Here is a 13,015-nt window from a genome sequence, read left to right as displayed (position 1 = left end):
ACGTGAAGGCGATCCGACGCTTCAGCGTCCGTACAGTTCTGCCCGCGCCCATTGCCGCTCTCGGCGATCTGGCCAGCAACCTGCGGTGGTGCTGGCACCCACCCACCCGAGACCTGTTCCAGCGCATCGACCCTGAGCGCTGGAACAAGGTCCGCAAGGATCCGGTTCGGCTGCTCTCGGCCCTGTCCCCGCAGGAGCTCACCGACCTCGCGGGCGACACCGACTTCGTCGCGGCCGTCTCGGCAGCCAAGGCAGACCTCGACACCTACCTGACGGAGCCGCGCTGGTTCCAGGCGTGGGCGGGCGAGGTCGAGGGTGGAGCCCCCAAGGCGATCGGCTACTTCAGCCCCGAGTTCGGCATCACCGAGGTGCTGCCGCAGTACTCGGGTGGCTTGGGCATCCTCGCGGGCGACCACCTGAAGACGGCCTCCGACCTCGGTGTCCCGATCGTCGGTGTCGGTCTCTTCTACAAGACCGGCTACTTCAAGCAGAGCCTCAACCGCGACGGCTGGCAGCAGGAGACCTACCCGGTCCTGGACCCCGACGAGCTGCCCCTGAGCCTCCTGCGCGAGGACGACGACACCCCCTGCGTCATCACCCTCGACCTGCCCGGTGGTCGCGAGCTGCACGCCCACGTCTGGCGCGCCCAGGTCGGACGCGTCCCGCTGCTGCTGCTCGACTCGGACGTCCCTGAGAACGACGACGCTGCGCGCAACATCACCAACCGCCTCTACGGTGGCGGCGGCGAGCAGCGACTCCAGCAGGAGATGCTGCTCGGCATCGGTGGCGTCCGTGCCCTTCGGCTGTGGTCGCGACTGACCGGAGCGCCGGTGCCGGACGTCTACCACACCAACGAGGGGCACGCCGGGTTCCTCGGCGTCGAGCGCATCCACGAGCTGACTCAGTCGGCCGGGCTCACCTTCGACGAGGCCCTCGAGGCCGTCCGCGCGGCAACCGTGTTCACGACCCACACCCCGGTCCCCGCCGGCATCGACCGGTTCGACGCCGAGCTCATCACGCGTCACTTCGGTGGCGACCGCGCCGTCGAGGGCGTGCCCGTGGAGCGGCTGCTGACCCTGGGTGCGGAGGACTACCCGGGTGGTCAGCCCGGCATGTTCAACATGGCCGTCATGGGCCTACGCCTCGGCCAGCGCGCCAACGGTGTGTCCCAGCTGCACGGTGTCGTCAGCCGCGAGATGTTCGACGGGCTGTGGCCGGGCTTCGACGACGACGAGGTCCCGATCTCCAGTGTCACCAACGGCGTCCACGCCGGCACCTGGGTGGACCGCAAGGTCTACGAGGTCGCCGCGAAGCACCTCGGCACCACCGACATCGAGCGCGACAACGCCTGGGATCGCATCGGTGACGTCCCGCGTGACGCCATCTGGGCGACCAAGCGCGACATGCGCGAGCAGCTCGTCGTCGAGGCGCGTCGCCGCACCAAGTCGTCGTGGACCAAGCGTGGCGCCAGCCCGGCCGAGCTCGGCTGGGTCGACGACATCCTCGACCCCGACGTGCTGACGATCGGGTTCGCCCGCCGCGTGCCGACCTACAAGCGGCTCACCCTGATGCTGCGCGACCCCGCGCGCCTCAAGCGACTGCTGCTGGACCCCAAGCGCCCGATCCAGCTCGTCATCGCCGGCAAGTCCCACCCCGCCGACGAGACCGGCAAGCAGCTCATCCAGCAGATGGTGCGCTTCGCCGACGACCCGGAGATCCGCCACCGCATCGTGTTCCTCCCGAACTACGACATCGCCATGGCGCAGTACCTCTACCCGGGTTGCGACGTCTGGCTCAACAACCCGCTGCGCCCGTTCGAGGCGTGCGGCACCTCGGGCATGAAGGCCGCCCTCAACGGTGGCCTCAACCTGTCCATTCTGGACGGCTGGTGGGACGAGTGGTTCGACGGCGAGAACGGCTGGGCCATCCCGACCGCTGACGGTGTCGACGACCCCGAGCGCCGCGACGACATCGAGGCGTCCGCGCTCTACGACCTGATCGAGAACTCGGTCGCCCCGAGGTTCTACGACGTCGACGCCGAGGGCCTGCCGCAGAACTGGATCTCGATGATCACCCACACGCTGTCGACCCTCGGGCCCAAGGTCCTGGCCAGCCGCATGGTGCGCGACTACACGACGCAGCTCTACGGGCCCGCCGCCCGAGCCGGGTGGTCGCTCAACGGCAAGACCTTCGTCGGTGCCCGCGACCTGGCGGCCTACAAGGCCAAGGTCAAGGCGGCCTGGCCGACCGTCCACGTCGACCACGTCGAGTCCTCGGGTGTCTCGGACAGCCCGCAGATCGGCGAGACCCTCCACGTGCGCGCCTATGTCTCGCTCGGCGTCCTGACGCCGGACGAGGTCGATGTGCAGGTCGTGCACGGCAACGCCCACGACAGCGACGACCTGAGTGACGTCGACACCCAGTCGCTGGTCCTCGTCGAGTCCTACGAAGGTGGCCGTCACCAGTTCGCGGGCGACCTCGCGCTGGCTCGCACCGGCTCGTTTGGCTACACCGTCCGAGTGCTCCCCAAGCACTCGGGCCTGGCCAGCACCAGCGAGCTCGGTCTCGTCGCCAACGCCTGAGGCGCGCCTGAGGTCGTCAACGGCCAGGCAAACAGCAGCAAGGTATGCCGCGTGCGGACGTCCGCACGCGGCATACCCATGCCTGGCCCCTGCGGACAACGTCTGGGATCAGCTCGAGACCACAGCCCCAAGGTCAAAGCCATCCCCACCCTGGCGACCATGACCCCGCCCCACAGCCCGCCGCACCTCGGCGGGCCCGCTGGCACGCCCGCGGGAGCGAGCTCCCTGACGATCGGGGGCGCCGATGTCACTCCCACGCATGCAGCCTGCGGCTGCACGTGAGGTCGAGGACGGTCAGCGCTGCGTCCCCGCGGACGAATGGCGAAGGCTCATGCCCGCGGCCAGCACGCACAGCGGTACGAGGAGCAGGGGCACCGTGTAGAGACTGAAGAGCTGCGCCGTCGCGACGAGGTACCCGGCAGCGCACATCCATCGAGGCAGCTGCCTCGTCCGCGCCGAACGTCGAGCGAGCAGGAGGACGGTGACCCCCGCGCAGAGCGCCGCCGGGACGAACATCACGACATATCCCAGCTGGGGTAGGAGCTCCCGTCCCTGTTCGATGCCCGGGTCGCCGGTGAGTCGACCGAACTCGACGCTGAGCGAGACCGTCGCGAACGCCGCGGCAGCCACACCGGCGAGCGCTGCGAAGGCTGTTGCAGCCAGGCGCGCCACGAGGCTCTCGGTGCTGGGGGAGCCAGGAGCGTCGAGGGACTGCGTCATGCGTACGACGAAGGCGATGAAGAGAAGGCCCGAGAGTGTCAGCAGGTATCCGCCCGCAGCATGCCGTAGCCGTTCGACCGAACTGTCGAAGTAGGTGAACGACGAAGCGGCATCCGCGAACGCGCCAACCACGTCCCCGAGCAAGGCGGTCGCCGATGCGGTGAAGAGGAGTGCAAACCCCACGCCCAGAAGCCTCACGACTCGGATATCACGGTCGCCGTGGTCCATTGGCCAATCGTCGCCCATCTGCCCCCGCGGCGCAGGGGTCGCCCTGGGGTCCACAGCTGTGGCCCCACAACTGACGAAAGGCGGTCCCTGAGGAGGACGACGGGAACGGCTGCTGGCGGGACCGTTGAAGCAGCGCACCGGCCATGAAAGGCGACGAGATGCTTCCCACACCACGCGACGAAACGCCACCGAGCGCCACCCTGTGGGCGCGGCGAGGGGCGAGGTTGGCCAGCGGGGCGTTCACGCTGGCCCTCATCGGGACGACCATGACGGCCTGCGGAGGGTCAGACGCCAACGCGCCGGTCGCCAAGAGCGCTACCGCGAGGGCCGAGGCGCCCACCACTGCCACCAAGGCCCCTTCGACGCCGGTCGCCGAGGTCACCTTCGTGCAGGACGCAGGAGGCGAGGGCGGTGAGTCCTCGGGACGAGTCGAGATGACGGTCATCGCTGCCTCCGGGCTTGGGGCGTCCGTGACCATCTCCTTGTTCAACGACCCGAATGCCAAGGACCCTGAGGAGGTCGTCAGGCAGACCTGGGACGGGACGAGGCTGCTCACCTTCGACTCGATGGGGGGCCCGCAGTACGTCCTCTACGAGGCAGTGAACGAACACCCCGATGCATGGATTGGCTTGGGTCTGTTGTCCCGGGAGCTGATGGGACCGACGACGGGTACCACCTGCCACGCCCTTGGTCGGGGTCGAGTCATCCTGAAGCGAGACGCGGCCGGGTACCGGTGCGCAACGGTCGCCACTGAGCAGCAAGACGGTTCCAGCGCCGACTACTGGTTCGACAAGGACACGGGAGTCCTGCTGGAGACGGGGGGCCTGCACGCAGCAACCTTCACGCAGCGTCCGAGCCCGGACAAGGCAACCTTCTCCACGACTCCTCCGGCCGGTTCACGTGCCACGGTCATCGCTGCGCGCAAACCATCGTCCGGGGGCACTGTGCAGGTGCCGCCGTTCAACCTCGCGATGCTGACCACCGGAAGGGCGACCTCGGCCACCTACGCCGGACACTCGTACGTCCTCGCATTCTTCAACTCAGACACCTACTGGGACTCGCCCGACTCCTGCGCCGGCTGCCTGTCCGCCCTCAAGACCCTCCAACAGATGACAACAAACGGCACGACGCCTCCCGTGCTCGCGGTCCAGGTGGGCGAGAGGGGCAAGCCAGGGCTCCCGCTGGTCCCACCGGGCGTCACGCTGCCGATCGCCAACGACCCCACACCCACGCTGCGGAACGCCCTTGGCCTGACCAAGCAGCTGACCATGGCCTTCGTCGGAAAGGACGGGGCCGTGAAGGTCAGCTACAACTCGGCACCGACCCCAGCGCAGCTGAGGCAGGCACTCGCCTCCATCGGGTGAAGAAGCCTGACCCGACGGCCAGCGCCCGCCCACCCGCCACAGATCTGAACGACCACTGGGAGCCACCATGCTTCGCACGCCAGTCGCACGCCTCCGTGCCCGCCGGCCCTCCTGGCGATACGGCTCACCTGCGGTCATTGGTGTGCTGACGCTGGTCCTGTGTGCGTGTGGCACGGCGCCTTCCGCCGAGGAATCCCGGGTGGATGGGGATGTGGTGACAGGCGCGCCTCCGGATCAGTTGTCCCGGTTTGCCACAGAACTGGCCGCTGAGGGGCGGATCGCGTACTACCTGGGGCCCAAGGCCGCGGGCTACGGGTTCGACGGGATCGTCAAGATCGACAACCAGGGACCGCTGATCAATATTGAGGCCCACTACGGCCCCTGCGACCCGGGGCGCGAGGGCTACTGCGTGCCCCCGGCTTTTGTCAGCACCCAGGATTGGGAGCGGTTGCCGGCCGGCTTTCCCTGTGCGCGGCTCGAGCCCCGGCTGTCGGTGCCGACCGTGGTGCTCGACGGCCAGCTCACCCTGTTCTCCGGGCGACTGCAGCTCAAGATCGTCGACGACGCCGATCAGGACGTCCCCAACCGCCCGGTTGATCACGCCCTCGCACTGGTGGCGCAGCTGCGGACTCTCGACGGCGCGGAGCCGCTGGACCAGCTGCCTCCCCCCGCGCCAGAGGTCCTGACGTGGCTGGACCAGACCTGCCCCGCCGGGCACTGAAAGGGCCGGAGGGAGCGAGGACCGGGCCCGCGTCACGCTGCCCGCCGAGGTTGACAGCGAACACCGACAGGTCGACCTTGGGGTAGTCCGTGAGCCCAGCCAAGGAGACGGTGTGATGGCCAGCTCGATCTTCGCCAGGATCGGCACGATCAAGGGTGAGTCCCGCGATGCCAAGCACAAGGACGAGATCGAGGTCCTGTCGTGGTCGTGGGGGGTGTCCCAGTCCGGCACCGCCGGTCACGGGGGAGGGGGCGGGGCAGGCAAGGCGAGCTTCCAGGACCTCACCTTCACCCACCACGTCGACAAGGCCTCTCCGCTCCTGATGAAGGCGTGCGCCACGGGTGAGCACGTCAAGGACGCGACGATCACGGTGCGCAAGGCCGGCAAGGGCCAGCAGGAGTACCTCGTCATCACGCTGACAGACCTCCTCGTGACGAGCGTCTCCACGAGCGTCAGTGCCGAAGGGGACGCCACGATGGAGAGCGTCGGGATGTCGTTCGCAAAGGTCGACCTGGAGTACAAGCCGCAGAAGGCGGATGGCTCGCTGGAGGCTGGGATCCACTTCACGTACGACCTCAAGACGAACAAGGCGGGCTAGCCAGGGCGCCACCGCCTGGTCCTGCCCCACCTCCCCTCGCGTGGTCCGACAACTGCCGCACGCCCACCCCGGCACTAGTCTCGGTGGGTGAGGATCCAGGAGCTCGACTGGGGCGACACCCCTTGGGGTGAGATCAGCCTTCGCCAGCGCTGGGACCGCGTGACGGAGCGGGACGTGTACGAGGTCAAGCTGGGGGACGACTTCCTCATGTCCAGCCAGTTCACCGCGGGCGAGCAGGAGCTGGCGCGGATCGGCCTCGCGGCCGTGACAGGCGCGTCACTGACAGTCCTGGTGGGCGGGCTCGGGCTCGGCTACACCGCGGTGGCCGCTCTCGAGGACGACCGGCTCGCCGAGCTGACCGTGGTCGAGGCCCTTCCCATGGTCATCTCGTGGCACGAGCGCGACCTGCTGCCCGACACCCACGGACTGGCCGCCGATCCGCGCGTACGCCTGGTGCCCGACGACTTCTTCGACGTGGTGCGTTCCGGCCGCGCCGACCGCACCTATGACGCGGTGCTCGTAGACATCGACCACGCCCCCGACTGGCTGTTGCGCGACGACCATGGTGACCTCTACACGGTCGAGGGCTTCGCGCGGGTGGGCGCGATGCTTGCCGACGACGGGGCGTTCGCGCTGTGGTCCGACGAGCCACCCGAACCCGAGGTGGTGCGGCGAATGGGCGAGGCCTTCGAGCGCGCCGACGCCCATGTGGTGTCGTTCCCCAACCCGCTCACGGGCGGCGAGTCGGCCAACACCGTGTACCTGGCGGTCCGCCCGCGAAGGCTTATTCGGTTGTCGTGAGGAGTGCACCCTGAGAGGCTCGCGCCATGCAGCCCAGCGCGGTGGACCCGCCGTTCGACCAGCTCCTGGCAACCGCAGAGGCAGTCGCACAGGCACGGCCGGAGGTAGACCTCGAGATGGCTCGGGAGGTGTTCCTGGAGGCGGCGACGTTGCTCTACAACGGCCTCGCCCTCGATGGTCTGGACGAACACGACGCCGACGCCGTGGTCGCTGGACTGTGCCTCGACCTCGTTGCACCGGACCCAGGCTCGGCGGTGCGCGCGCATGCACTGGCAGCCCTGGAGGCGCCGGGGGACCTGCATGACGCGAAAGGTGTGGCCGCGGCATACGAGGTCTCGGCGAGGATCCTGCAGCTCTGAGAAGGCGCCGCGACCGTCAGGACGCCGCGACGGTCAGAACGCCGCGACCCCGGCGGTCACCGCGAGGGCCAACCCGAACGCGTAGGTTCCCATCGCGCCCGTCATGCGTGGCGCGGACTCCGACGCCAGGGTCGTGGACCTGAGCATCGAGTAGGCGTGCAGGAGGCGGGACGCGGTGGCGGCGACGATGAGCCCGTACGCCCAGGGCCCGGGCGAGAGCCATCCCACCAGCAAGAAGAGGGCGATGAGGGTCGGGACGTACTCGGTCGCGTTGCCGTGCGCCCGTTGGGCGATCAGCAGCGGGTCTGAAGGATCAGTCGGCATCTGGCTGCCGCCGCGCTTGGCTGCGTAGCCACGGTTCAGGGAGACGTTGAAGCCGAGGACGAAGATCGCGGCGGCCAGGATGGCTGAGCAGACGATGGCTGTGGTCATGACGGTGCCTTCCATGAGGTGTGGGTGAGGACGTGTGAGACCAGGTCGGCGCAGTACGTCGTGCCCAGCAGGGCGTCGGCCTTGCGCAGCGCCCCGGGTGAGGTGACGTTGACCTCGATGAGGTGGTCGCCGATGACGTCGAGGCCGACGCAACGCAGGCCGTGGGCGCGCAGGGTGGGAGCCAGGCGGTCGACGATCTCGAGGTCTCGAGGAGTGAGCTCGGCCGGCCCGTCCGGGCTGACGATCCTGAAGTCACCCGGCACCGGATGCCTGATGCTGGCACCGACAGCGACGCCGTCCAGCACGTAGATCCGCTTGTTTCCGGCCTCGACCTGCGCCAGGTAGGGCTGCGCGACCACCGCTCGAGCTCCCCCGGACGTGGAGGTCTCGATGATCGACGCGAGGTTGGGATCGTGGTGCGACAGCAGGAAGACACCGCGTCCGCTGAACCCGTCCACCGGCTTCACGACGATGCGCCCGTGCTCGGCCAGGAAGGAGCGGATCGTCTCGCCGTGCGCGGTCACGACCGTCGGTGGCACGAGGTCCGGGAAGGACAGCCCGAGCAGGTGTTCGCTGCAGGCTCGCAGGCCGCCCGGGGCGTTGACGATCGCCGTGCCGCTGAGGTCGACGTGGTCGAGCACGTAGGTCGCGGCGAGGAAGTCCAGGTCGACCGGAGGTTCCAGGCGCATGAACACTGCGCGCACGTCCTCCAACCGCACCAGCTCCTCGGGCCCGGCGTCGTACCACGGGTCCGGAACGGTCCAGCGGCACCCGGCCGCTGGGGTGGACGGCGCGAGCTTGAGCGCGCGAGCCCGGGCCACGGCGCGTCCGTCGACGATCTCGAGGTCTCGTGCCTCGGCGGCAAACACCTCCACGCCGAGCTCCTGTGCGGCGTGCATCAGTCCGACGCTCGTGTCGAGGGAGGCGTCGAGCCCGTGGAGCGGGTCGACCACGAACACGGTCCTCACGCCGCCACCTCCCCAGCGCCGACCAGGTCCAGGAGCTGGCTCGGGTCGGCCGCCTGCCACTGGTCCCAGTACGTCGGAAGCGTGGGGAGCAGCAGGTCGAGCGCGTTGCGACGCAACCGCTCGTCATACATCAGGGCCCAGATGGTGCCCAGCAGCTCGGTCGTCGGTCGCTGGGAGTCGAGGTACCGGAGCTCGAGGTACCCGCCGCGGGGGCGAACCGGCGGGAAGATCGTTCCGAGGTGGTACTGGTCGTCCTCTGCCTCCGGGATCGGCAACCGCTCGGCGGCACAGGCGAACGCGGCATACGCGCCGATGTGGTCGTGCACGTCCAGGTGGCGGCCGTCGTAGCCGGTCCTGGCCGGGTCGATCCCCTGCCAGATGCGGGTGCGCTCGAGCGAGCCGCCGAAGGCCGCCACCAAGGCCGGCCCGGCGAGGTTGGCGACCAGCCACTGCTCGCGACCGGCGGGGCCGGGCACCAGGTCCACGCAGACCTGCAACGAGGCGGTCAGTCGCATCATCCGCCGTCCCGAGTCGCCGGTGCGGTCGAACAGGTCCTGCATCGCCAGGTATCGCGGCGTCGGCAGGGCGAGGGGAACCTGCGCCAGGGAGCGCCAGGGGTCCACGCCGGTCAGCGCCACCTCAGTGACCTCGGCGCTGTCGGCGACGCTGCCCAGGCTCCAGTCGACCTCACGGATCAGCGCCTCGACGGAGGTCTGCGGCGGCAGGCTCAGCTCGAGCTGGCCGCCGGGCTCGTATGACGGGTGGCCGCGTTCGGCGAGCTGCTCATCGATGCGGGGCGTGCCGAGGACGTGCATCTCGAGCTCCACGCCGATGCGTCGCGGCCCGGGAGTGGGGCTGAACGCCCGAATCACTGCTTCCCTCATCGGTCCTTCTCCATTTCATCGCAGTTGCACTGCGGTCAATTACCGTTAGAGTGGCCCTCGTGGCCGAACCTGTCAAGAGGCATTACCGCTCGCCCGCCCGCACGGCCGCGGCCGAGGAGACACGCGCTCGCATCCGCCAGGCAGCGCTGGACCTCTTCGTCGAGCGCGGGTTCCAGGGGACGACGCTCAAGGACGTCGCCGACCGCGCAGGTGTGGGAGAGCGAACCCTCTATGACGGCTTCGGCACCAAGCTCGGCCTGCTCCGGCACACGATCGCCATGCTGACGATGGGTGACGAGTCCCGGGTGCGGGCGGTCGACCGGCCCGAAGCGGTTGCCGCGCGGTCCATCGACGACCCGCGCGAGGCGCTGGCCGCTCACCTCAAGGGCGCGACCGACCTGATGAACCGGGCCGGCGACCTCATCCTGATGGGCGACTCCGTGCCGGGCGTCGACCCCGGCCTGGCACGCACCGTCACCCGCGGCAACGAGGCCGCCTACGAGCTCAACCTCCGGCTGGCGCAGCGGTTCCACGACCGAGGTGAGCTCCGACCGGGCCTGGGCGCTGCGGACGCCGCGGACATCATGTACACCCTCACGTCTCCCGGGGTGTTCCGCACGCTGCGGCGGATGCGGAGGTGGAGCCAGCGGAGGTACTACGAGTGGGTCCTGTCCACCGCGACCCAGCAACTGCTCAGGGACGGCCAGACGTGACCTTCGCCATGCACGTTCGGCGCGTGAGACTGGCTGACGACACTCGCCCACATGAGACAGACTCTGGCTCATGACAATTGAGGAGTCGGTTGCCAGCGAGATCCTCCAGGTCGCCCGTGAGCAGGTGCTCGAGCGCGGTGAGCCCCTGTCCTACGACCAGATCCTCGACGTGCTGAGGACGCCGGACGACCAGCTCGAGGAGCTCTTGGCCCTTGCCCACGAGGTCCGGCTCCAGTTCAACGGACCCGAGGTCGAGGTCGAGGGCATCGTCTCCATCAAGACCGGCGGTTGCCCCGAGGACTGCCACTTCTGCAGCCAGTCCGGCCAGTTCAGCTCGCCGGTGCGCTCGGTGTGGCTCGACATCCCCGAGCTGGTGCGCGCGGCGCGCCAGACCCGTGAGACGGGGGCGAGCGAGTTCTGCATCGTGGCCGCGGTGCGCGGGCCGGACGCGCGCCTGATGGCCCAGATGCGACAGGGCGTGGCGGCGATCAAGGCGGAGGTCGACATCCAGGTGGCCGCCTCGCTGGGCATGCTCAGGCAGGACCAGGTGGACGACCTGGTCGACATGGGCGTGCACCGGTACAACCACAACCTCGAGGCCGGGCGCTCGTTCTTCCCGCAGGTCGTGACCACGCACTCGTTCGAGGAGCGGTGGGACACCTGCCTCATGGTGAAGGAGTCCGGCATGGAGCTCTGCTGCGGCGGGCTCGTCGGCATGGGCGAGACGCTCGAGCAGCGCGCCGAGCTGGCCGCCCAGCTGGGCGAGCTGGCCCCGCACGAGGTGCCGCTCAACTTCCTCAACCCGCGTCCCGGCACCCCTTTCGGCGACCTGCCGGTCATGGACTCGGGCGACGCCTTGCGCACGATTGCCGCGTTCCGTCTCGCGCTGCCGCGCACCATCCTGCGTTACGCCGGCGGGCGCGAGCTCACCCTGGGCGACCTCGGCACCCGTGACGGCCTGCTCGGCGGGATCAACGCCGTCATCGTCGGCAACTACCTCACCACGCTCGGCCGGGACCCGAAGGAAGACCTCAGCCTGCTCGCGGAGCTCGAGATGCCGATCAAGGCGTTGAGCGAGACGTTCTGAGAGCGGGACGGGTATGCCGGGCGAGGACCCTTGGTGCGGCCGCTGCGGCCGGGCGCGGGAGGAGGCGGACCACTCCGCCTGCGACCGTGCCCTCGCGCTGGAACCGCCCCGGTTCTGTGGTCAGTGCCGTCGACGGATGAAGGTGCAGGTCCTCCCTCGGGGCTGGTCCGCGCAGTGCGCGGTCCACGGAGAGACCCGCAGTGGTGGCTGACGGGATGGCCGACGGCACGGCTGGCGGGACGGCCGACCTCGACCGTCTGATGGCGTTCGACCGCGACCACGTCTGGCACCCCTACTCGTCGGCCGGCACGGCCTCCGCGCCGTACCTCGTGGAGTCGGCGTCGGGCGTGCGGCTGTCGTTGCGTATGCCGGACGGCTCGGGACTGGACGCCATCGACGCGATGTCGTCGTGGTGGTGTGCCATCCACGGCTACGCCGTGCCGCAGCTCGACGCGGCGGTGCGCGTCCAGCTCTCGCGGATGAGTCACGTGATGTTCGGCGGCCTGACCCATGCGCCCGCGGTCAGGTTGGCCGAGCGGCTGGTGGCCTTGACCCCGCCCGACCTGCAGCGAGTGTTCTTCGCGGACTCGGGCTCGGTGTCAGTGGAGGTGGCCATGAAGATGGCCCTCCAGTTCCACGTCGGCGCCGGCTCGCGGCGCACGCGCTTCTTCACGATCCGCGGTGGCTACCACGGTGACACCTTCTCCCCGATGTCGGTGACGGACCCGGTCGGAGGGATGCACTCCCTGTTCACCGGCATCCTCCCGGAGCACGTCTTCGCACCGGTCCCCCCGGCCGGTGTCGATGTGCCGGCAGACGACCCGGCGATGGTGGCGTGGGAGCGGGAGACCCGCAGCCGGTATGCCGCGCACGCGCACGAGGTCGCCGCCGTCATCCTGGAGCCACTGCTCCAGGGCGCCGGGGGAATGCGGTTCCACAGCCCCCACGTGGTGCAGGTCCTTGCCGAGCTGGCGCGCGAGCACGGGGCCCTGGTGATCCTCGACGAGATCGCCACCGGCTTCGGGCGCACGGGCACCCTCTTCGCGATGGAGCGGGCTGACGTCGTCCCGGACATCCTGTGCGTGGGCAAGGCTCTGACTGGCGGCTACGTGTCCCTGGCGGCCGTGCTGTGCACGGAGGCTGTGGCCGAGGGCGTGAGCAGCGAGCGGGCCGGAGGTGCGCTCATGCATGGCCCCACGTTCATGGCCAACCCGTTGGCCTGCTCGGTCGCGCTGGCCAGTCTGAACCTTTTGCAGGACAACGATTTCAGCACCCAGGTGCGCGGTCTCGAAACCGGACTCACCACAGGCCTCAAGCCGGCCGAGGACGTCGATGCCGTGGCCGAGGTGCGCGTCCTCGGCGGCGTCGGCGTGATCCAGCTGCGAGAGCCGGCCCGCGTCGCCGACCTCACGGCGGCCGCGTTGCACCGAGGGGTGTGGATCCGACCGTTCCGCGATCTTGTCTACGCGATGCCGCCCTACGTCACGACTCCCGAGGACCTGGGCACCATCTGCGACGCCATGGTGCAGGCCGTTGCCACGGTCCACGGCTGAGAGGA

Annotated in this window: 14 protein-coding genes; 10 read left to right on the top strand and 4 right to left on the bottom strand. The window is 69.4% G+C overall.

Annotation, left to right across the window (positions count from 1 at the left end):
• The first annotated feature begins 2 nt into the window (after positions 1–2).
• Positions 3–2,582 (top strand): alpha-glucan family phosphorylase, encoded by a 2,580-nt coding sequence (gene glgP, locus AC1DS4_RS05030; RefSeq protein ID WP_477615107.1) that lies wholly within the window; start codon positions 3–5, stop codon positions 2,580–2,582.
• A gap of 294 nt (positions 2,583–2,876) precedes the next feature.
• On the opposite strand, the gene AC1DS4_RS05025 is transcribed toward glgP, so the two are convergent.
• Positions 2,877–3,485: a hypothetical protein gene (locus tag AC1DS4_RS05025; RefSeq protein ID WP_477632555.1), complete on the bottom strand. Its 609-nt coding sequence runs from the start codon at positions 3,483–3,485 to the stop codon at positions 2,877–2,879.
• Between the two features lie 203 nt (positions 3,486–3,688).
• Here AC1DS4_RS05025 and AC1DS4_RS05020 point away from each other — a divergent pair, with 203 nt between their 5' ends.
• The 5 genes from AC1DS4_RS05020 (at position 3,689) to AC1DS4_RS05000 (ending at position 7,373) form a co-directional block, all read left to right on the top strand.
• A complete protein-coding gene (locus tag AC1DS4_RS05020; RefSeq protein WP_477632556.1) occupies positions 3,689–4,894 on the top strand; it encodes a thioredoxin domain-containing protein in 1,206 nt (401 codons plus the stop codon).
• Positions 4,895–5,036: 142 nt separating this feature from the next.
• Positions 5,037–5,615 carry a hypothetical protein gene (locus tag AC1DS4_RS05015; protein ID WP_477615110.1) on the top strand — a complete coding sequence of 193 codons (579 nt, stop codon included), beginning with the start codon at positions 5,037–5,039 and terminating at the stop codon, positions 5,613–5,615.
• Between the two features lie 115 nt (positions 5,616–5,730).
• Complete coding sequence (locus tag AC1DS4_RS05010) at positions 5,731–6,213, top strand: Hcp family type VI secretion system effector (RefSeq protein ID WP_477632557.1); 483 nt, start codon at positions 5,731–5,733, stop codon at positions 6,211–6,213.
• 87 nt (positions 6,214–6,300) lie between these two features.
• Positions 6,301–7,014 carry a spermidine synthase gene (locus AC1DS4_RS05005; RefSeq protein ID WP_477632558.1) on the top strand — a complete coding sequence of 238 codons (714 nt, stop codon included), beginning with the start codon at positions 6,301–6,303 and terminating at the stop codon, positions 7,012–7,014.
• A 26-nt stretch (positions 7,015–7,040) separates the two neighbouring features.
• Entirely contained in the window at positions 7,041–7,373 is a 333-nt protein-coding gene (locus AC1DS4_RS05000) for a hypothetical protein (protein WP_477615113.1), read from the top strand.
• A gap of 33 nt (positions 7,374–7,406) precedes the next feature.
• Here the strand turns inward: AC1DS4_RS05000 and AC1DS4_RS04995 are convergent, their stop codons facing one another.
• The 3 genes from AC1DS4_RS04995 to AC1DS4_RS04985 are packed head-to-tail and all read right to left on the bottom strand — an operon-like array spanning position 7,407 to position 9,657.
• On the bottom strand, positions 7,407–7,805 hold the full coding sequence (locus AC1DS4_RS04995) for an MAPEG family protein (RefSeq protein WP_477632559.1): 399 nt from the start codon (positions 7,803–7,805) through the stop codon (positions 7,407–7,409).
• Entirely contained in the window at positions 7,802–8,773 is a 972-nt protein-coding gene (gshB, locus tag AC1DS4_RS04990; RefSeq protein WP_477632560.1) for a glutathione synthase, read from the bottom strand. The genes AC1DS4_RS04995 and gshB overlap by 4 nt, the downstream gene beginning before the upstream one ends.
• Positions 8,770–9,657, bottom strand: coding sequence for a glutamate-cysteine ligase family protein (locus AC1DS4_RS04985; RefSeq protein ID WP_477632561.1), 888 nt, complete (start codon positions 9,655–9,657; stop codon positions 8,770–8,772). The genes gshB and AC1DS4_RS04985 overlap by 4 nt, the downstream gene beginning before the upstream one ends.
• A gap of 59 nt (positions 9,658–9,716) precedes the next feature.
• Between AC1DS4_RS04985 and AC1DS4_RS04980 the strand changes: the two genes are divergently transcribed.
• From AC1DS4_RS04980 to AC1DS4_RS04965, 4 genes are all read left to right on the top strand, one after another.
• Positions 9,717–10,370, top strand: a complete 654-nt coding sequence (locus AC1DS4_RS04980; RefSeq protein WP_477615117.1) for a TetR/AcrR family transcriptional regulator — start codon at positions 9,717–9,719, stop codon at positions 10,368–10,370.
• Positions 10,371–10,440: 70 nt separating this feature from the next.
• Positions 10,441–11,457 (top strand): biotin synthase BioB, encoded by a 1,017-nt coding sequence (gene bioB / locus AC1DS4_RS04975; protein WP_477615118.1) that lies wholly within the window; start codon positions 10,441–10,443, stop codon positions 11,455–11,457.
• 13 nt (positions 11,458–11,470) lie between these two features.
• The gene (bsaP, locus tag AC1DS4_RS04970; protein ID WP_477615119.1) at positions 11,471–11,668 is read left to right on the top strand and encodes a biotin synthase auxiliary protein BsaP; all 198 of its coding nucleotides are present in this window, start codon (positions 11,471–11,473) and stop codon (positions 11,666–11,668) included.
• Positions 11,661–13,010, top strand: coding sequence for an adenosylmethionine--8-amino-7-oxononanoate transaminase (locus tag AC1DS4_RS04965; protein ID WP_477615120.1), 1,350 nt, complete (start codon positions 11,661–11,663; stop codon positions 13,008–13,010). Before bsaP ends, AC1DS4_RS04965 begins: the two co-directional genes overlap by 8 nt.
• Positions 13,011–13,015 lie beyond the last annotated feature (5 nt).

The organism is Pedococcus sp. P3_C7 (genome assembly GCF_056402615.1).
The sequence above is the reverse complement of the archived record's forward strand: the minus strand, read 5'-3'. Positions and strand labels throughout refer to the sequence as shown.

What these genes read in the sequence shown, in the direction of transcription:
- AC1DS4_RS05000 (WP_477615113.1), top strand. Translation starts at nt 7,041, where the DNA reads ATGCAGCCCAGCGCGGTGGACCCGCCGTTCGACCAGCTCCTGGCAACC.
- AC1DS4_RS04995 (WP_477632559.1), bottom strand. Translation starts at nt 7,805, where the DNA reads ATGACCACAGCCATCGTCTGCTCAGCCATCCTGGCCGCCGCGATCTTC.
- bsaP (WP_477615119.1), top strand. Translation starts at nt 11,471, where the DNA reads ATGCCGGGCGAGGACCCTTGGTGCGGCCGCTGCGGCCGGGCGCGGGAG.
- AC1DS4_RS05020 (WP_477632556.1), top strand. Translation starts at nt 3,689, where the DNA reads ATGCTTCCCACACCACGCGACGAAACGCCACCGAGCGCCACCCTGTGG.
- AC1DS4_RS05010 (WP_477632557.1), top strand. Translation starts at nt 5,731, where the DNA reads ATGGCCAGCTCGATCTTCGCCAGGATCGGCACGATCAAGGGTGAGTCC.
- AC1DS4_RS04985 (WP_477632561.1), bottom strand. Translation starts at nt 9,657, where the DNA reads ATGAGGGAAGCAGTGATTCGGGCGTTCAGCCCCACTCCCGGGCCGCGA.
- bioB (WP_477615118.1), top strand. Translation starts at nt 10,441, where the DNA reads ATGACAATTGAGGAGTCGGTTGCCAGCGAGATCCTCCAGGTCGCCCGT.